This window comes from Aidingimonas lacisalsi (genome assembly GCF_008079445.1).
GTDB lineage: Bacteria > Pseudomonadota > Gammaproteobacteria > Pseudomonadales > Halomonadaceae > Aidingimonas > Aidingimonas lacisalsi.
This window is the reverse complement of record NZ_VRYH01000001.1, coordinates 637,349-656,592: the sequence shown is the minus strand read 5'-3', so window position 1 is coordinate 656,592 and position 19,244 is coordinate 637,349. Positions and strand designations below refer to the sequence as shown.

At 57.6% G+C, this 19,244-nt stretch carries 18 protein-coding genes and 1 other RNA gene; 6 read left to right on the top strand and 13 right to left on the bottom strand.

Annotated elements, in window-relative coordinates:
- Positions 1–17: 17 nt before the first annotated feature.
- The 8 genes from carA to grpE all read right to left on the bottom strand — a co-directional run bounded on the left by carA (position 18) and on the right by grpE (position 9,000).
- Positions 18–1,163, bottom strand: a complete 1,146-nt coding sequence (gene carA, locus FVV99_RS03010; protein ID WP_148252531.1) for a glutamine-hydrolyzing carbamoyl-phosphate synthase small subunit — start codon at positions 1,161–1,163, stop codon at positions 18–20.
- A gap of 287 nt (positions 1,164–1,450) precedes the next feature.
- Positions 1,451–2,266, bottom strand: coding sequence for a 4-hydroxy-tetrahydrodipicolinate reductase (dapB, locus tag FVV99_RS03005; protein ID WP_148252530.1), 816 nt, complete (start codon positions 2,264–2,266; stop codon positions 1,451–1,453).
- A 55-nt stretch (positions 2,267–2,321) separates the two neighbouring features.
- Positions 2,322–3,233 carry a DMT family transporter gene (locus FVV99_RS03000; RefSeq protein ID WP_236645273.1) on the bottom strand — a complete coding sequence of 304 codons (912 nt, stop codon included), beginning with the start codon at positions 3,231–3,233 and terminating at the stop codon, positions 2,322–2,324.
- A 41-nt stretch (positions 3,234–3,274) separates the two neighbouring features.
- Entirely contained in the window at positions 3,275–3,556 is a 282-nt protein-coding gene (locus FVV99_RS02995) for a DUF2218 domain-containing protein (RefSeq protein WP_148252529.1), read from the bottom strand.
- An 87-nt stretch (positions 3,557–3,643) separates the two neighbouring features.
- The gene (locus tag FVV99_RS02990) at positions 3,644–4,894 is read right to left on the bottom strand and encodes an NAD(P)/FAD-dependent oxidoreductase (RefSeq protein ID WP_148252528.1); all 1,251 of its coding nucleotides are present in this window, start codon (positions 4,892–4,894) and stop codon (positions 3,644–3,646) included.
- A gap of 156 nt (positions 4,895–5,050) precedes the next feature.
- On the bottom strand, positions 5,051–6,184 hold the full coding sequence (dnaJ, locus tag FVV99_RS02985) for a molecular chaperone DnaJ (protein WP_148252527.1): 1,134 nt from the start codon (positions 6,182–6,184) through the stop codon (positions 5,051–5,053).
- 90 nt (positions 6,185–6,274) lie between these two features.
- Complete coding sequence (gene dnaK, locus FVV99_RS02980; RefSeq protein ID WP_148252526.1) at positions 6,275–8,206, bottom strand: molecular chaperone DnaK; 1,932 nt, start codon at positions 8,204–8,206, stop codon at positions 6,275–6,277.
- Between the two features lie 152 nt (positions 8,207–8,358).
- Complete coding sequence (gene grpE / locus FVV99_RS02975) at positions 8,359–9,000, bottom strand: nucleotide exchange factor GrpE (protein WP_148252525.1); 642 nt, start codon at positions 8,998–9,000, stop codon at positions 8,359–8,361.
- A 206-nt stretch (positions 9,001–9,206) separates the two neighbouring features.
- Between grpE and recN the strand changes: the two genes are divergently transcribed.
- Positions 9,207–10,880: a DNA repair protein RecN gene (gene recN, locus FVV99_RS02970; RefSeq protein WP_148252524.1), complete on the top strand. Its 1,674-nt coding sequence runs from the start codon at positions 9,207–9,209 to the stop codon at positions 10,878–10,880.
- A 136-nt stretch (positions 10,881–11,016) separates the two neighbouring features.
- Here recN and fur read toward each other — a convergent pair whose 3' ends face one another.
- Complete coding sequence (gene fur / locus FVV99_RS02965) at positions 11,017–11,460, bottom strand: ferric iron uptake transcriptional regulator (RefSeq protein ID WP_148252523.1); 444 nt, start codon at positions 11,458–11,460, stop codon at positions 11,017–11,019.
- Between the two features lie 72 nt (positions 11,461–11,532).
- Here fur and FVV99_RS02960 point away from each other — a divergent pair, with 72 nt between their 5' ends.
- A complete protein-coding gene (locus FVV99_RS02960) occupies positions 11,533–12,036 on the top strand; it encodes an outer membrane protein assembly factor BamE (RefSeq protein ID WP_148252522.1) in 504 nt (167 codons plus the stop codon).
- Here the strand turns inward: FVV99_RS02960 and FVV99_RS02955 are convergent.
- Positions 12,033–12,386 carry an RnfH family protein gene (locus FVV99_RS02955; RefSeq protein ID WP_148252521.1) on the bottom strand — a complete coding sequence of 118 codons (354 nt, stop codon included), beginning with the start codon at positions 12,384–12,386 and terminating at the stop codon, positions 12,033–12,035. The two genes, FVV99_RS02960 and FVV99_RS02955, sit on opposite strands and share 4 nt — an antisense overlap.
- A complete protein-coding gene (locus tag FVV99_RS02950) occupies positions 12,373–12,810 on the bottom strand; it encodes a type II toxin-antitoxin system RatA family toxin (RefSeq protein ID WP_148252520.1) in 438 nt (145 codons plus the stop codon). Before FVV99_RS02950 ends, FVV99_RS02955 begins: the two co-directional genes overlap by 14 nt.
- A gap of 126 nt (positions 12,811–12,936) precedes the next feature.
- Between FVV99_RS02950 and smpB the strand changes: the two genes are divergently transcribed.
- On the top strand, positions 12,937–13,422 hold the full coding sequence (gene smpB / locus FVV99_RS02945; RefSeq protein WP_148252519.1) for an SsrA-binding protein SmpB: 486 nt from the start codon (positions 12,937–12,939) through the stop codon (positions 13,420–13,422).
- Positions 13,423–13,496: 74 nt separating this feature from the next.
- Positions 13,497–13,876: a transfer-messenger RNA gene (ssrA, locus tag FVV99_RS02940) on the top strand.
- Between the two features lie 81 nt (positions 13,877–13,957).
- Here ssrA and FVV99_RS18495 read toward each other — a convergent pair.
- Complete coding sequence (locus FVV99_RS18495; RefSeq protein ID WP_161598951.1) at positions 13,958–14,107, bottom strand: hypothetical protein; 150 nt, start codon at positions 14,105–14,107, stop codon at positions 13,958–13,960.
- A gap of 141 nt (positions 14,108–14,248) precedes the next feature.
- Between FVV99_RS18495 and rloA3 the strand changes: the two genes are divergently transcribed.
- Positions 14,249–14,800: a retropepsin-like aspartic peptidase RloA3 gene (gene rloA3 / locus FVV99_RS02935; RefSeq protein ID WP_148252518.1), complete on the top strand. Its 552-nt coding sequence runs from the start codon at positions 14,249–14,251 to the stop codon at positions 14,798–14,800.
- A 427-nt stretch (positions 14,801–15,227) separates the two neighbouring features.
- On the top strand, positions 15,228–17,546 hold the full coding sequence (gene ybiO / locus FVV99_RS02930) for a mechanosensitive channel protein (protein ID WP_148252517.1): 2,319 nt from the start codon (positions 15,228–15,230) through the stop codon (positions 17,544–17,546).
- Between the two features lie 95 nt (positions 17,547–17,641).
- Here the strand turns inward: ybiO and FVV99_RS02925 are convergent, their stop codons facing one another.
- Positions 17,642–19,009, bottom strand: a complete 1,368-nt coding sequence (locus FVV99_RS02925) for an NCS2 family permease (RefSeq protein WP_148252516.1) — start codon at positions 19,007–19,009, stop codon at positions 17,642–17,644.
- Positions 19,010–19,244: the final 235 nt, after the last annotated feature.

Genomic DNA, 19,244 nt, shown 5'->3' with positions numbered 1-19,244 from the left:
TTCTGACTATGGCGTGCTCAACGGCGTGCTTTCATCATCCCGACAAAGCGATCGAATAGTGGCGCAACATCGTGCGGTCCCGGACTCGCTTCGGGGTGGCCCTGAAAGCTGAAAGCCGGACGATCGGTGCGTTCGACACCTTGTAGCGTCCCATCGAACAGCGACCGGTGTGTGGCGCGCAGATTGGCTGGCAATGTCGTCTCATCGGCAGCGAAGCCATGGTTCTGGCTAGTGATCAGCACCTGCCCGGTGTCGATATCCTGCACCGGATGGTTCGCGCCATGGTGGCCATGCTTCATCTTTACGGTATTCGCACCGCTGGCCAGCGCCAGGAGTTGATGGCCAAGGCAGATACCGAATACCGGAACGTCAGTGGCGAGAATCTCCTGAATGGCCTTGATGGCATAATCGCAGGGTTCAGGATCGCCGGGACCGTTGGCCAGGAAGACACCATCGGGCTGCATGGAGAGCACCTCCGACGCTGGCGTACGGGCCGGCACGACGGTCAACTGGCAACCGCGCGAGGCTAGAATGCGAAGGATGTTATGCTTGACTCCGTAATCGTAGGCGACTACGTGAAAAGGTCGCTCGACGGAACTCATGTCGGCGTACCCCGATCCCAGCGTCCACTCGCCCTCATGCCACTCATAGGGAGACTGACACGACGCGACCTGAGCAAGATCCATTCCTTTGAGCCCCGGGAATGCCCTGGCCACCTCGCAGGCACGCGTTGCGGCGTCATCGCCTGCGGCTTCAGACCCCGCGAGGATAGCACCGTTCTGCGCCCCCTTTTCGCGCAACAGGCGCGTCAGGCGACGGGTATCGATATCAGCGATGCCCAGTACGTTCTGGCTCTTCAGATAATCGGAAAGCGACTGCTCGGAGCGGAAGTTGCTGACCAACAGTGGCAGATCCCGTATGACTAACCCGGCGGCAGCGATGGCTCCGGACTCGACATCCTCGCGGTTGACGCCGGTATTCCCGATATGAGGGTAGGTCAGTGTCACGATCTGTCGGGTATAGGAGGGATCGGTCAAGATTTCCTGATAGCCGGTCATGGCCGTATTGAATACCACCTCACCGCAGGTTTGCCCATCAGCGCCAATGGCGGTGCCCTGAAACACACTGCCATCTTCCAAGGCCAGTATCGCGGGTTTGTTCAACGCAACTTCCTCCCATGCTGGCTCGAGACTGCCAACGAAAGCCACAGCCTCAAGAACGGACTCATTAAAGTCTGGTGATGACGGCGAAGCCAACCAAGGACTGGGCCGAGGGCCGTAAAAAAGCGGGACGAAAGCCGATATCAAAGACCGGTTTCATCCCGCTTGTTGTCATTCGCTCGGCATGCTGGTGGCCCGACTCAACAAGCGCTCACACGGCTGCTACACCCTGCGCCCGGCCAAAATTTTTGGAATACTACAGGATTTTCGAATTCTTGGCCAGAGCCATCTCAAGACTCGGCGTTCAGCCCCAACACATCCTGCATGTCATAACGCCCAGCAGGCTGTGCAGACAACCAGCGCGCTGCTCGCACTGCCCCCTTGGCAAACGTCATGCGACTCGATGCCTTGTGCGTGATCTCGATACGCTCCCCTTCGGTTGCGAACATGACCGTATGCTCACCGACGATATCGCCAGCACGTACCGTAGCAAAGCCGATTTCATCGTCACGACGCGGCCCGCACTGACCGACCCGCTCGAAAACGCCATGCTCCTTGAGAGTCCGCCCCAATGCCTGGGCGACCGTTTCTCCCATTTTCAGGGCTGTGCCTGAAGGCGAGTCCACCTTGTGGCGATGGTGCGCTTCCACCACTTCAATGTCGTACCCCTCGTCACCCAGGGCGGCGGCCGCTGTCTGAAGCAAGTTTAGCGTCAAGTTCACCCCGACACTCATGTTCGGGGCAAACACCATTGGCACTCGATCACAATAGCTGTCGAGTGTGGCGAGCTGCTCATCGTCCAAACCTGTCGTGCCGATCACGAGACGTTTGCCATGACTGGCACAAAAAGCCAGATTGGCCAGGGTCGCGGATGGCGTCGTGAAGTCGATGACGGCATCGATGTCATCGACGACTCGCTCCAGGGAATCCGTCGCCATCACACCCAGTTTGCCCAGCCCCGTCAACTCTCCGATATCCGTGCCGACCAGTGAGCTTTCCGGTCTCACCGTGCCTCCCGCCAGTACTGCATCAGCGTCCTGATGCACAGCGGTAGCCAGCACTCGGCCCATACGGCCGGCAACACCCACGATGGCAATACGGGTCATGCAATCTCCTGATCAAGCATTTCGATATCAACGCAGTATAACAAAGGTAGACCACTCAACGGGGACTCTCGACACCATTGCGTAGCAGCAACAGCATAGCCGTCAGCACAAGTAAACCGCCCGGTAACCACTCCCAATCGATATGGGTCGGCGAACGAACGAACAGCAACAGCATCGACACGAAGGGCACAAGATAACTGTAGGCGGTCACTGCACCCGGTGTCAGTACCGCCGTCGCTCGCTGCTGCAGCCAGAATGTCAAGGCACTGGAACAGAGCCCCAGATATACCAGTATCAGGCCATCAAACCATGTCATCCGGGCAAGCGCGGCCGATGACTCGATTCCCAATCCTGCCAAACCGATCAATAGAGCCCCGATCAGCAGACTCCAGAAGGTTCGGACCGCCGCCGATGTTGACAGCAAGCCACGCGACAACCCCCACTTGCTCAGCACTGGGTAAAGCGCCGACGAAACACATCCCAGGAAAAACACCGCTTCACCAATACCGAAGTGCCACCCTTCATCTTGCCCCTGACGGGCTTCCGCCCACGCCAGTCCGAGCGCGCCCATGGCTCCCAACACAAGAATGGAGGGCAAGCGCCAGGCAAGGCGCTCTACACCCGCCAGACATCCCAGAAGAAAGGCCAGGAGCGGCACGCTCACGAACAGCGTCGACATGGATACCGCCGTTGCGTGATGCGCTGCCCAGAACATGGCACCGAAAAACCCGGCCAGACATAGGCCCATCATGGCGTACAGCCCCAAGGATAGCCGACCCGGCCATTCACGGAACGACGGTCTGACTAGAACACCCAATGCCAGCGATGCAATGAAAAACCGCAATGAGGTCAACAGCAAGGGGGGTAACGGGTCGCTGATCCAACCGACAACCGGAAAGGATAGACCGACCAACAGCGACCAGAGCAACATGCCGAGATGGGCCTGCAATACTCTCCGCCAGTTCATGTCAGACAGGTCTCCGACATTGTAAGAGACCGCTGCACCCTTTAGTTTTCCCAGACGATATCCAGCTTTTCTTCTCCCGCCATACGCGCCAAGTGTTCATCGACCACTTGTTCAAGACGATCCAAGCTTGCATCGTCCAACGCCTCGAGCGCGACGACCAGCTTGTCATTTTGCGCTTGCATCAGGCATGAGCCTTCATCGAATGCGACTCTCGCGTGCCCTTCATCTTGCTCGACATGAAGCTTGTGAGCCCAGTGCTTACAAAGGCGATTCATCAATTCCGTGCCGGATTCGGTCACGATATCGGCTCGGGAAATCGGCATGACAGCCTCCAGTATCTATCAACGAGACGCCTAGCGTATGATGGTTGCCCTCGCGAACGCCAGTCTCCAAGGCACGAAATCTGGCGTTCACGAGACGGTGAAACGTTCGGGACGAAACGGGGTCACATCCACCAGCGGCGGCTCCCCCGTCATCATTTCTCCCAGAATGCGCCCCGTCACCGGCCCTAGCGTGAAGCCTTGATGGCCGTGACCGAACGCGAACCATAATCCATCGTGTCCTGGCGCCGGGCCAATCACCGGTTTCATGTCCGGCATACAGGGACGATTGCCCTGCCATGGCTCATCATCCAGGCGTTCTGAAAGCGGCAGGAGTTGCCGGGCCACTCTCTCAGCTGCGGCCAGCTGCCCCCCTCTTGAAGGACCATCAAGCGTTGTCAACTCAGCCCCGGTTGTCAGGCGAATGCCTGAACGCATCGGCGCCAGCAGATAACCGGATTCGAAGTCCATCAGCCAGTGATTGAGGCATGCATCGTCAGCCAGAGAGTAATGCATATGATAGCCACGCTTGGGGAACATCGGCAGGCGATAGCCTAACGGTGTGAGCCATTGCAATGACCAGGGGCCCGCGGCCACCACGATATCCTGCGCTTCCAGGGCGCCGGAATCGGTATTCAGGCGCCAACCATGGGTTGTCGGATCAAGACGTTGTACCTCCATGCGCTCGAAGATACCGCCTTGCTCGACGAAGGCACGAGCATATGCCTGCACTAGCGCACCAGGGTCATTCACCGTCCAGGCATTGGTCCACTGGATAGCACCGATCAATTCATCCGACAAATCAGGCTCAGCCGCCTTGAGCGCGCGATGATCCAGCAGGTCGTGGGTCACGCCGAAGCGTTGCTCCAGCGTGCGTGCATTGGCGAGGACTTCGTCAAGTATGGGCTGGGAACGGAACCCTTCCAGCCAGCCCGCCTTGCTCACCAATGACTCGGCCTGTGCCGCATCGATCATGACCTGATGTTCCTGAGTGCAGTGGCGAATCAAGGTCGCATATTCAGCCACGATGGCAGCATAGCGTTCGGGTGCCGAATGTCGCCAGTACTGCCAAAGAGGGCCGGCCGATTCAGCCATGCCTTTGGGACGATAGCGAATGTCGATGCGCCGATTGGGCAACACTCGCAACAGAGTAGCAACATCTCTGGGAAACGGATGCGGTTGGACAGCTTCACGCTGGATGATTCCGGCATTGCCAAAAGACGTCGCTTGCCCTGGCGCCTGCCGGTCCACCAGAGCGACCGAACGTCCACGGCAAGCCAAGTGAAAAGCGACCGAGGTACCGACCATGCCGGCACCCAAGACAATCGTATCGTGAGTCATGCCAAGCATCCTTGAAGGCTCATACGGCTATCATCGCCGATGAGCCACCAGCTTGGCAAAGCCAAGAGCGGCACGCCCAAGATGACAAAAGCCCTCATCACCGTTGGGCGACGAGGGCCTAGAGAATCGTCAAGGGCATCGCAGCGGATGCGCCGGTTACGGTTTCATATCCTCGAAGAACTTTTTCACACCGTCGAAGAAGTTGCTCTTCTTGGGTGAGTGGCTATTGTTCTCGCCGAGGCTCTCCTGAAACTTGCGCAGCAGTTCCTTCTGATTCTCATTGAGCTTGACCGGGGTCTCTACCACCACTTTGCACAACAAGTCGCCAGGCGCACCACCACGGACCGGCTTGACGCCCTTACCCTTGAGGCGGAACAGCTTGCCGGTCTGGGTTTCCGGCGGAATCTTGAGCTTAACCCGGCCATCCAGTGTTGGCACTTCCAGCTCCCCGCCCAAGGCGGCATCGACGAAGTTGATCGGAACATCACACTGCAGGTGGCGACCTTCCCGCTGAAAGATCGGATGCGGCTTGATCGCAGCCTGAACATACAGATCGCCGGGTGGGCCGCCGTTGACGCCCATCTCACCTTCGCCATTGAGACGAATGCGGTCGCCGGTATCGACACCCGCCGGGATCTTCACCGACAGGGTACGGGTCTCGCGCACTCGCCCGTCACCATGACATTCATGACAGGGCACCTTGATATGCTGACCACTGCCATGACAGGTCGGGCACGTCTGTTGTACAGCGAAGAAGCCCTGCTGCATACGAACCTGGCCGTGGCCGCCACAGGTTGGGCAAGTATCCTTGGTCGACCCTGGCTCGGCACCACCGCCGTCACAACGCTCGCATTCCACGTGACGAGGTACGCGAATGTCCACACTGGTGCCTGCCACGGCATCTTCAAGATCGAGTTCCAGATTATAGCGCAGATCCGACCCACGCTGTGGTGCGTTGGGGTTGCGGCGCCCGCCACCACCAAATATATCGCCGAACACATCGCCGAAAATGTCGCTGAAACCGCCAGCGCCAGCGCCACCGAAACCGCCGCCGCCAGCCTCGCCATCGACGCCGGCGTGGCCGAACTGGTCATAGGCAGCGCGTTTCTCGTCGTCGGTCAGCACTTCATAGGCTTCGGAGACCTCGCGGAACTTCTCCGCCGCACTGCTATCGTCTGGATTGCGATCTGGATGGTACTTCTGGGCGAGGCGACGATAGGCCTTCTTGATCTCCTTCTGATCGGCCCCGCGCTCGACGCCCAATACCTCGTAGTAGTCACGTTTGGACATGGGTCCATGTGCCTCCGTTTGCCTGCCGCGGAAACGCCAACGCGGGAGTCGTCTCCCGCGCTGCCGTCATCCTTGGCCTGGACGTCGTGGTTACTGCTTCTTCTGATCGTCGTTGACTTCTTCGTACTCGGCATCGACCACGTCGTCTTCCGTCTTGGTGCCAGCCTCGCCTGACTCGGTATCTTCCGCCTGTGCGCCTTCGGCTTGCTCGGCGTACATCTTTTGAGCCAAGTTGCCAGAGGCCTCGGTCAAGGCATCCAGCTTGCTCTGGATGGCCTCCTGATCGTCCCCCTTGGACGCTTCTTCCAATTCGGAGATCGCGGTCTCGATCGCCTGTTTCTCTTCTTCGGTAGCCTTGTCGCCAGCCTCATCGAGTGTCTTGCGTGCAGCGTGGACCATACCGTCGGCCTGGTTACGCAATTGCACGAGTTCCTCGAACTTCTTGTCCTCGTCGGCATGCGCTTCGGCATCCTGGACCATCTGTTCGATTTCTTCTTCCGACAAGCCGCTGGACGCCTTGATGACGATCGACTGCTCCTTGCCGGTCGCCTTGTCCTTGGCAGACACGTTGAGGATGCCGTTGGCATCGAGATCGAAGGCGACTTCGATCTGCGGCACGCCACGCGGCGCCGGCGGAATGTCAGCCAGGTCGAAGCGACCCAACGACTTGTTCTGTCCGGACTGCTTGCGCTCACCCTGTAGCACGTGAATGGTCACGGCCGTCTGGTTGTCATCCGCGGTCGAGAAGGTCTGAGTCTTCTTGGTCGGGATGGTCGTGTTCTTCTCGATCAGCGGAGTCATCACGCCGCCCAGCGTCTCGATACCAAGCGTCAACGGAGTCACGTCGAGCAACAGCACGTCCTTGACGTTACCACCGAGCACGCCACCTTGAATCGCCGCACCCACGGCCACGGCTTCGTCCGGATTGACGTCCTTGCGGGCATCCTTGCCGAAGAACTCGGCAACCTTGGATTGCACCATCGGCATACGCGTCTGGCCACCGACCAGGATCACATCGTCGATCTCGGAGTTGGACAGTCCGGCGTCGGCCAGTGCGGTCTTGCACGGTCCCAGCGAGCGCTGGACCAAATCCTCGACCAGCGATTCCAGCTTGGCACGAGTCACCTTGACGTTGAGGTGCTTCGGCCCAGTGTTATCGGCCGTGATATACGGCAGGTTGACATCAGTCTGCTGCGCGCTGGACAGCTCGATCTTGGCCTTCTCGGCAGCTTCCTTGAGACGCTGCATGGCCAGATTGTCACCAGACAGGTCGATCCCGCTATCGGACTTGAACTGATCGACCAGATAGTTGATCAGTTGCATGTCGAAGTCTTCACCACCCAGGAAGGTATCGCCGTTGGTCGCCAAGACCTCGAACTGAGTCTCGCCGTCGACATCCGCCACCTCGATGATGGAAATATCGAAGGTACCACCACCCAGATCATAAACCGCGAGGGTCTTGTCGCCGCGAGACTTGTCCATGCCGTAAGCCAACGCAGCCGCGGTCGGCTCGTTGATGATGCGCTTGACCTCGAGCCCGGCGATACGGCCGGCATCCTTGGTGGCCTGACGCTGGGAATCATTGAAGTAAGCCGGCACAGTGATGACCGCTTCGGTCACTTCTTCGCCGAGATAGTCTTCGGCGGTCTTCTTCATCTTCTTCAGTACTTCGGCGCTGACCTGCGGTGGCGCCAACTTCTTGTCTTTGACTTCTACCCAGGCGTCACCATTATCGGCCTCGGTAATCTTGTACGGCACCATCTTGATATCTTTTTGCACCACATCGTCGTTGAAGCGACGACCGATCAGGCGCTTGATGGCATACAGCGTGTTCTCGGCGTTGGTGACAGCTTGCCGCTTGGCAGCTTGCCCCACCAGGATCTCACCATCATCGGTGTAAGCGATGATGGACGGAGTGGTGCGGCCACCTTCGGCGTTTTCGATGACTTTCGGATTGTCACCGTCAAGAACCGCGACACAGGAGTTGGTTGTCCCCAGGTCAATTCCGATGATGCGTCCCATAGATATTCCTCGAAATTCGTTGCTTTGATCCAGTTTGCGTGGCATTCACCACGTAGTTGTCGTCTATGTGGGGGTCTTACCGGTCATTTCAAGCCCGCACCCCGCCTTTATTTGCAATCCGGCGCATCGGCATCGATACAGCCGACCCTGTATTATTCGGTCGCCTGGCTGACTACCACCATGGCCGGACGAACCAACCGTCCGTTGAGCAGATACCCTTTCTGTATGACCTCCATTACGGTATTGGGCTCAAGTTCCGGATTGGGCACCATGGTCATGGCCTCGTGATATTGAGGATCGAATGGTTGGCCTTCAGGCTCCACCTCTTCGACACCGAACTTGGCGAGCACATCGAGCTGGAGTTTGAGTGTCATCGACACACCCTCACGATGCGCCTCGCTAGCGCCGTCCTCCATGCTCTCGAGCGCTTTTTCCAGACTATCGACGACAGGCAACAGTTCCTTCACGAATTTTTCCAAGGCGAACTTGCGTGCCTTCTCGGTTTCCTGCTCGGCACGGCGACGCACGTTCTGTGCCTCGGCAGCCGCACGCATTGCCTGATCCTTGGCTTCGGCGAGACTTTGCTCTAGCTCCTCCACCTTGGCAGCCAGCACATCGGGATCCTCTTCCGTCGCAGGTTCGGCCGACGCTTCGGCCTCAGAGGTAGCGTCCTCCGACACCGTATCGGCGGCCTCTGCAGCATCGTCCGGCTCACCCTCGGTGGCCTGCGGCTCAGCTTCGCTCTCGTCACGCGCGAGTTCGTCTTCCAGCGGGCTCTGAGGTTCTTTTGCCATGTGGATCTCCTGAAAAGCATGCGCAAATGGGCTAGTCGCTCAATGGTGAACGTTGCTGCCTATATGGGGATGGTTGTTGCGATCTCAAGCCGGTCAGATTAGACAAGATCGCCGAGCACATTGCCGTCACTCGACAACTACTGTATAAACAAACATGGCCTAGTGATAAGAAGGCCTGATCGGCCGCTATAGGGAGGGCAATCGCCATGCTGGTACAGCTCGCCATCCGTAATTACGCCATCGTCGACAGCCTTGACCTGGAGCTACAGGATGGAATGACGGCGATCACCGGGGAAACCGGTGCCGGCAAGTCCATTCTGCTTGGCGCACTGGGGCTGTGCCTGGGTGAGAGAGCCGATGCCGGCAGCGTTCGCCACGGTACGGACCGTGCCGATCTTGCGGCGCGTTTCGACATCGGCTCACTCCCCGCTGCCAGCGATTGGCTCGCCGAACGCGAGTTACCCGGCGATGACTGCCTACTACGGCGAGTTGTCACTGCCTCCGGCCGCTCCAAGGCATGGATCAACGGCCAACCTGCCACCATCACCGATCTCAAGGCCCTGGGTGAACACCTGATCGATATCCACAGTCAGCATGCCCATCAAGCCCTGCTGAGAGACGAGACACATCTGCGCCTGGTCGACGATTTCGCAGGGCATCGCCAGGACGTGGCATCACTCAACGCCCTGTACCGCCAGTGGCATGATCGCCGACAACGCCTCAAGCGCCTCTCGGAAGACAGTGACGAAATTCAGGCACGTCGACAATTGCTTCGCTATCAAGTCGAGGAACTCGATCAACTGGCCTTATCAGAAGGCGAGCTCGACACGCTGGAACGCGAGCAGGAAACACTCGCCCATGCCGAGGAATCCCTGCGCGAAGCGCAGGTCGCCACCGACTACTGTGACAGCGATGACAGTGGCGCATTGGCCTTGTTGCACCAAGCTGTCAATCGAGTCTCCCCATTACCGGGCAGTGATCGTGGTGCGCTGGCCGATGCTCTGACGATGCTTGGCGAGGCTCGCATCCAGATCGAAGAAGCCACGCGCGAGCTGCACCGTTTCATCGGTGCAACGGAATTGGATCCAGAGCGTCTGGCCTGGGTGGAAGAGCGCCTGGGAGAAGTCCATCGCATCGCCCGCAAGCATCAGATCCTCCCCGAGGAACTGACGGACTTGCATCAGCGACTACATGCAGAACTGAACGGGCTGGAAAATGGTGAACACGACCTGGACACCTTGTCAGCCGAAGTGGAAACACTACGCGATCAGTGGCGCGATCAGGCAAGACGCATCAGCGAACAGCGCCGCCAGGCAGCCGTTCAATTCGGCCAGGAAGTCCAGGGACAACTCGCCTTCCTGGCCATGGGCAAGGCATCATTCGAAGTGGACATAGAGGCTCGCGACACGCCAGGCCCGGACGGCCTGGATCGTGTCCGCTTCCTGATCAGCGCCAATCCCGGCCAACCGGCACGTCCCTTGAGCAAAGTCGCCTCGGGAGGCGAGCTCTCCCGTATCAGTCTTGCCATTCAGGTCGTAGCCGCCAATCATTCGACGACCCCTACCATGGTATTCGATGAAGTCGATGTCGGTGTCTCTGGTGCGACGGCCGAGATCGTCGGCCAGTTGCTGAAGCGACTCGGCCAACACGGACAAGTCATGACCGTGACCCACCTCCCGCAAGTCGCTGCACAAGCGCATCATCATCTGCATATCGAAAAACAGGCCGAGCAAGACACGACCCAAACTCAAATGGCTCACCTCGACCCGGCTGGCCGAGTTCGCGAACTCGCCCGCATGCTGGGGGGCGTCAAGCTATCCGACCGCACACTCGCCCATGCACGAGAAATGCTGGAAGCCAGTCAGCATGAGCATCACTGACCACTAACGCAGCACTTTATCGAATACGCACGTCAAAACGCCGATATCCATGGGCTGGGTATCGGCGTAAAGACATGGTGACTCATGCCGCTGGCCTACCTATCCGCGACGCCACGGACGATACACCATGGAGCGATTATTTCTTGATCGTCTCCTGACGAGTCACCTTGGAACCTTTCGGGCGCACGTAAAGCACGAGCGCATGATCGACGAGTTCATAACCATGTTCTTCGACGATCTCCTGCTGACGACGCTCTATCTCTTCATCGAAAAACTCGATGATTTCTCCGCTGTCCAGACACACCATGTGGTCATGGTGTTCTTCCTGCGAGAGTTCGAACACCGCATGTCCACCATCGAAGTTATGGCGTATCACCAGACCAGCGGTTTCAAATTGGGTCAGCACACGGTATACAGTGGCCAAACCGACATCTTCACCCGCATCAAGCAGCGCCTTGTAGACATCTTCGGCACTCAGATGGTGTTGATCCGGGGCATTTTCGAGGATCTGTAGTATTTTGACGCGAGGCAGGGTGACCTTGAGACCCACCTTACGCAATTCATGGTTCTGATCAGCCATGGTCGCTCTTCGCAGTAACGTGTAGTGTCGGGTATGATCGACCGAATCCACGATAGTGAAGAACGGACTCAAATGCAAAAGTTGATTAAAACCGTCACCCTCTCAGTCGCTCTGTCACTCGTTAGCGGGTGCAGTTACTTCGGCGTCTACAAGCGCGATCTGCCCCAAGGCAACATGGTGGATCAGGAAATGGTCTCCCAACTGCAACCCGGCATGAGCCGGGAGCAAGTGAGGTCCATCATGGGCACACCGTTGCTCGAAGCGCCTTTCGATGCTGACCAGTGGGACTATGTGTTCTATCTCGACGAAGCCTATGATGACGTAGAACAGCGCCGTGTCACACTCACCTTCCAGGGTAATCGCCTGGCGAATATCGAAACGGAGGGAGACATAGGCGGCGATATCGATTTGCCAACCGATCAAGGCCCCGGTCCGGCTCCGGAAGGCGCCAATCCTGAAAATGCGGCACTCCCGACGCAGCCTAACCCGACTCCCGAGCCGGGCAACGCACCCAGCGGTGGCGACACCTCGAGCGAAGACGACTCGCTCGAACCGGAGTCATCCGACGACTATTAGCGTCTACCGGACTTGGTCGAACGTGCCTCGGCAGCACGCCGAGCACGAGCAGCCTTGGGATCGATGAGCAGAGGGCGATAGATTTCCACTCTATCGCCGTCGCGTAGCACATGCGTTTGCGGGTCCCGCAGCGCATGGCCGAAGATGCCAAGATCGGCCTCCAGGAAAGTCTCTGGCGACAGGTCCGGGAAATGATACGTCATATCCGCCTGCTGCACCGCTTGTCGTGCGGTCGTTCCGGGCGTCACCAGGAGGGGAACGATTTTCTGGCGATCCGGCAACGCAAACGCCACCTCGACCGACAGCGTTGCTTCGTTTGCATCAGTCTCACGCAACTCAGTACTTCCCATAGATGTCATCGGCGCGGCGCGTAAACGAATCGACCAACTGTCCAGCCACTTGCTGAAACAGTTTCCCGAAAGCCATGCCCAGCAATCGATTGGCGAACTCGAATTCCATTTCCAGACTGACCTTGCAGGCCTCCTCCCCCATCGGGGTAAACAGCCAGCGCCCCCGTAAACGGCGGAAGGGGCCACTGACCAGCGACAGTTCGATACGCTCCGGCTCGTACAGGTCATTGCGTGTGGTAAAACTTTGTTCGACCCCGGCTTTGGCCAGGGTCAACTCTCCGACCAGGTGAGCTTCATCCCGTTCTATCAGTCGCGCTTCACGACAGCCGGGCAGGAATTCCGGATACCGCTCGAAATCATTGACCAGGTTGAACATGGTCTGGGGGGAGTGCCGCACCAGAGCAGAACGATTGACCGTTGGCATGTACCTCTCCGCTGACTTTGTGGGGCCTTGGGCGTATCATGGACGGTTTATCCATCAAACCTTGAATGGTATCACGCTTCCCCCCATGTCGGAGGGGGAACCCGGCATATCAACACATGAGGTCCTATGGCCAACAAGAAAGGCAAGAGCAAAGGCCCAGGCGGCAACGCCATCGCGCTCAACAAGAAGGCTCGTTTCGAGTATCACATCGACGAAACCTTCGAGGCCGGCCTGTCGTTGTCCGGCTGGGAAGTCAAAAGCCTGCGCGCCGGCAAGGCCCAGCTCACCGATACCTATATTCTGGTTCGGAACGGTGAAGCCTGGCTATTGGGCAGTCACATTACACCACTCAATACGACCAGTACGCACGAAGTGGCCGATCCGACGCGCACACGCAAGCTGCTCCTGCATCGCAAGGAGATTGCCAAGATATTCTCGCGCACTCAAGACAAGGGACATACCTGCGTCCCCCTGAAGCTCTATTGGAAAAAGAACCTGGTCAAATGTGAACTGGCACTTGTCACCGGCAAGAAAATGCACGACAAGCGAGCGACGGAGAAAGAACGCGACTGGAATCGGCAACGCGCGCGCATCATGCGTGAGAACAACTAGGGCAGGTCGGCTATTTGATGGTAGGCACCTTGATCTAGCGCCTGGCCATCCCCATCTGATAAGATGAGCGCTACGGGGGCGACATGGCTTCGACGCCGGTGACAACCTCCTAGGTGCATGCCGAGAGTGTGATGTATCTCGTAAATCCAGCATCACGATAAAATAGTCGCAAACGACGACAACTACGCTCAAGGCGCACTGGCAGCGTAACAACTGCTAGTTGTTAGCCTGGCCCGAAAGTGATGTGCCCATTCATCACGGACGGGATACGAGCTAAGACTGATGGGATCGCGGCTGGCGGCGTCTTCACGTCAGTCGTTAAATCGAAGAAGAATCGCGTTGCTGCATCCTGTTCGTCGGAGTCAGCAGCGTTAAAGCAAAAGACGAAGCTAAGCATGTAGAGCCGAAGAGCGAGTACCGGCGGACGCGGGTTCAATTCCCGCCGCCTCCACCAACACCCTATACGAATCAAGCACCTACGGGTGCTTTTTTCGTTTCATGTTTTCCTTGCAGCGTCAGAACTGTCTGCAGTTCGTCAAGCGACATCGGCCTGGCGAACGGATAGGACTAATCCGGATAGTCGTTCCTCGGACCATGCCGCATCATCGACCATGAATCCGCCAGCGATGATCCCCTTGGACAGACGGCAATAGAGGCGACACATCGCACTTCCTTGTTTCATCATGGTCAGACAGTATCCTTGTGGGTTTAGTACACGATGCCGATGTCAGGATGACGTAACGGGCAACGGCGTCACACCTGCGTCTCATCACAATAGCCGCTCAGCAGGCGTTATGATCCTATGCTTACCATTGAAGGAGGCTCAATGATCGACAAACTATATCGTTCCATCCTCACCGCCATGGGAGTACTGCTGGTGACGACGGCCACGACGGCTGTGGCTGACGAGGACAAGACCTTCGGATGGGTGGAGAAAACCACCGTTGAGCCTTGGGGGGTCGAAGTCAAGGCCAAACTCGATAGCGGGGCTCTCACTTCCTCCATGGATGCCCGGGATATCGAGCGGTTCGAAAAGGATGGCGAAGAATGGGTCAGGTTCCGTCTCGAACTGGAAGATGAAGACACCGGGGAAGTGACATCCGAAACCTTGGAAAAGGCGGTCAATCGTAATCTGATCCTGCGTGGCGCCGGGGGCGAATCGCGTCGTCCGACAGTCATCATGGACATCTGCATGGGCGATACCGTTTATGAAGAAGACTTCAGTCTCCGTGATCGCAGCAAGATGAACTATCCCGTCCTCCTCGGGCGACGGACCATCAAACACCTCGGCGTCCTGGATGTTCGGGAGACCTTCACTACCGACCCGAATTGTGATGAGGATTCACCGGTCCAGCCTTATGAAGAAGACCTCGAATAACGGACACCCTTCGGTTGAATCAATGGTTTCAGCACGACTCACCCTACGAAGAGGGCTTTGCATCAAGCCACCTTCGTGTACAATATTTGTATAGAGAATATACTCAGTACGACACGCGACTGGTTTGCCCGGTCACGGATAACGTGCTGTGATGCCGCTACACTGGTTTTTGCATGGCAAGTCAACGAATGCAGCCTGGATAGGTCAATAATCAGCGAAAAGCGGAGCTATCAAGGCGCCGGTGGGGCCTTGATGGCATTTGCGTTAACACTGAATGGTCAGGCGTAACGCGTAGACAATTTTCAGAGAGCCTAGGTATCGTCTGGTTGCCGCAATCGGGTGGCATGATCATCACTTCCACGCGAAATAGGGAGATCGCAGCGTGCTGAAACTACGTTCTATCGCGATATTGATAGGTTGGCTCGTTATGGCCACCCTACTGATCGTACCGACCACACAGGCTCAGCAAGAGGCACCGTCACCCGATAGTCCAGCTTACTCCACACTGGCTGACTTGCTGGAAAATGAGGACTCCCGTAACCGGCTGATCGAAGAGCTTAGGCAACTCGCCGAACGCGAAGGGACGTCGAGTTCACCATTGAGTGCATCGTCTGAAGCGATCGCCGCAGACGCACCAGGCAACCAACGCGCTGAAGAAGTCTCACTGCCGCGACGCCTGGCTGAAACCTCCAGCCAAATCGTCGGTGATATCGGTCACCAGTTCAGCCAATCGGTCGCTACCGTCGCCAACCTTTTCGGCGTGGGTTCGGCAGACGGCGATAGTAGCGCCTTCGACACCAGCGCCTTCACCAATGCCGCGATCAACCTTGGGCTGGTTATCGCCGCCACCATTGCGCTTTTCCTGATCCTTCGCTATCTGGTGCGTCCCTTGTTCTCGCGCATCAGTCAATGGTCGATATCTGGCAGCCTATTGACGCCTGTTTTACGGCTGGTACTTGCCGTCGGCATGGCAGCCGTTGCCGACATCCTCATCGTTGTGCTTGCCTATGTCGGCGGCAATTTGATTGCCACCTTCGCCATCGGCGAGAGCGGCGCGCTGTCTACACGAGCCTCGCTGTTCCTTAATGCCTTCCTGGTCATCGAGCTCCTCAAGGCCGGTCTTCGCATGTTGTTCGCATCGCGTTACGAAGGTCTACGTCTGTTGCCCATTTCGGCATCCGCGGCCGCTTACTGGAACGGCTGGTTTGCCCGTCTCATTGGCTTGGTAGGCTATGGGCTACTGGTCGTCGTTCCCCTGCTCAATTTCTACCTATCGACAGCCCTCGGTCAGGCAGTGGGCACCCTGATCATGCTAGGTGCTTTCGTTTATGCCGTGACAGTCGTGCTCAAGAACCGCCTGTCGTTGCGTCAATCCATAGAGCAATCCGCTGCCAAGGCGACCCTGCAGGCCTCCCGGGTAACGCTGAACCTGCTCGCCAAGCTCTGGCACTGGCTAGCCATCGCCTATTTCCTGATGGTGTTGCTGGTCACCCTGATTCGTCCCGACGATGCCCTGCCGTTTGTCGCCGCCGCTACGTTCAAGACATTGATCATCGTCGGCATTGGTGCACTGCTCTCGAACCTGCTGACTCAGACGATCGGGCGACAGATCACGCTGACAGCGCCGCTGCGCGACAGGCTGCCCATGCTGGAGAAGCGTCTCAACGCCTATGTCCCCAATATCCTGCGAGTGATTCGCGCGATCATCCTGATCGCCGTCGTCATGCTGACGCTCAATGCCTGGAATGCGTTCGATCTGGCAGCCTGGTACGCCTCGGACGCCGGTCGTACCTTGACAGGCAATATAGTCAGCGTCTTTTTCATCGTGGTGCTGGCATTGGCAGTCTGGATCGGCCTGGCCAGCCTGATCGAGCATCGTCTCAACCCCGACACCGGGGGCGATGAACCCTCTGCCCGCGCCAGGACCTTGCTCAGCCTGTTCCGTAATGCACTGGCCATCGCCATCATCACGATGACGGCGATGATTGCGCTCTCGGAAATCGGCATCAATATCGGGCCACTGATCGCCGGTGCCGGCGTGCTCGGCCTTGCCATCGGTTTCGGGGCGCAAAAGCTGGTACAGGACATCATCACCGGCGTATTCATCCAGGTCGAAAACGCCATGAATACCGGCGACGTCGTGACCGTAGGCGGCATCACCGGTACGGCCGAACGCTTGAGCATCCGGTCCGTCGCGATCCGAGATCTGTCAGGTACCTATCACATCGTCCCCTTCTCCAGCGTCGATACGGTTTCCAACTATATGCGTGAGTTCGGCAACCATGTCGGCGAATATGGCATTGCCTATCGCGAGAATATCGACGAGGCCATTGTCCAGCTGGAACGGGCTTTCGAAGATCTCAAGGCCAGCGAAGAGCACGGTCAGAAACTGCTTGCACCGCTTACCGTAGCCGGCGTCATTGCGCTGGCGGATAGCTCGGTAAACATTCGTGTGGTCATCAAGACCACACCTGGCGACCAGTGGGCCGTAGGCCGCGCCTACAATCGTCTGGTCAAGATGCGCTTCGACGAGGCGGGCATTGAAATTCCCTTCCCCCATACGACCTTGTACTTCGGCGAGGACAAGGAAGGGCAGGCGCCGGCCGCCAACCTCCGACTCCTCGATGCGTCTCGACGTAACGCAGGTACGCCATCGAGCGCCGGTAATCCGCATCGGGATATCGACCATACCGGCGACGATTCGCACCGCAAGCCTGATGGCGATGATGTCGACGAGCCGGAATAACGCCCTAAGTCATTCTGCAAGACACGAGGGCTGCCTGAATCAGCCCTCGTCATTTCCGAACGATCAGAAACGTATGCAACGTCCTGGCATACGTGTCAGTGCGTAGTCGCCAGCATGACGACACTCAGGGCTGCCGATACCCACATCGCCGGCTTGATATCGGTTAACCGTCCGGTACAAACCTTGATCACCACGAAGCTGAGGAAACCAAAAGCGATTCCCAGCGTAATGGAATAGGTCAACGGCATGAGAATGATGGCCAGAAACGCAGGAAAGGCCTGCTCGAACCGGGTCCACTCGATCTTGCCGATAGGCGCCAGCATGAACAGCCCTACCAGCACCAAGGCTGGTGCCGTGGCAATGCTGGGTACGAGGGATAGCAGGGGCGACAGGAACAGAAACGGAAGGAATAGCAACGAGATGACCACGGCCACGAGCCCGGTACGCCCACCCTGTGACACACCGGCTCCCGACTCGATGAACGTCTGAGCGGCACTGGTTCCCAACGGTGCGGCAATCATCGAAGCAAAGGCATCGACGGTCATGGAACGCTTGAGGTTACGTGGATTGCCCTGCTCATCCTTGAGGTCGGCCGACTCCGAAAGCGCCATGAAACACGATAGCGCATCGAAGAAGTTGGTGAAGAGCATCACAAAGATGAACGGCAGATAAGCCACCTTGAGAGCTCCCCAGATATCCACCTGCATGACAACACTGAAATCGGGCCAGGCTGCCATCCCGCTCCATTCCACCAGTATGTCGCCCCCCCATAAACGTCCCATGGGTACCGCCAGCAATGTCGTCAGGACAATGCCGAGGATCAGCGCACCATTGAAACGCCAGATCACGAATACGACGGTTGCCATCATGCCGGTGAAGAACGTGATCAACGTCGGGCTCAACTGGCCAAGCGAGACCAGCGTTGCCTCGCTGCCGACGATGAAGCCTGCATTTTTGAAGCCGATAAAGGTGATGAACAACCCGATGCCACACGTAATGGCATAACGCAGCGACTCCGGTATGGCATCGATGATGGCTTGCCGGACATTGAACAACGCTAGCGTTGCAAACAGAACCCCGGACCAGAATACACAGCCCAATGCCACTTCCCAGGACAGCCCCGCTCCCATCACCAGGGTATAAGTAAACAATGCATTCATGCCCATCCCCGGTGCTACCAGGATGGGGTTGCGCGCATAGAGGCCCATCGCCAGGCTGCTCATGAAGCTGATGAGCACCGTGGCTGACAACGCCGCCGAGAAAGGAATCCCGGCATCACTGAGAATCGCCGGATTGACCACGATGATATACATTGAGGCCAGGAAGGTAGCAACACCGGCAAGTATCTCGGTTTTTAGCGTGGAGCCGCGACGCCGAACATTGAAGTAACCGTCCAGCCTCTTCCCGGAATGCGACGTGTCTGACCGCGAGGTCTCGATATCTGCAGTCGAAGAGTGTTGCATAGCCATGGTCCCTTTGTTGTTGAAATGGGGCATTCGAGACAATGGTCGCCCTATGAAGTCAGCAGACAAGGACTGACCGATTGGTCAATACGATAAGCCTAGACTAGGCAACAGTTGACCGATCGGACAAGTTGTGGCGCTGATTCTCTCTATCAGAAAATCAAATAGCCCCGGCATGGTGGGTAATGACCGGTTCTCACAAAAAAAGGGCGCCGTCAGGCGCCCAGGAGAGCAA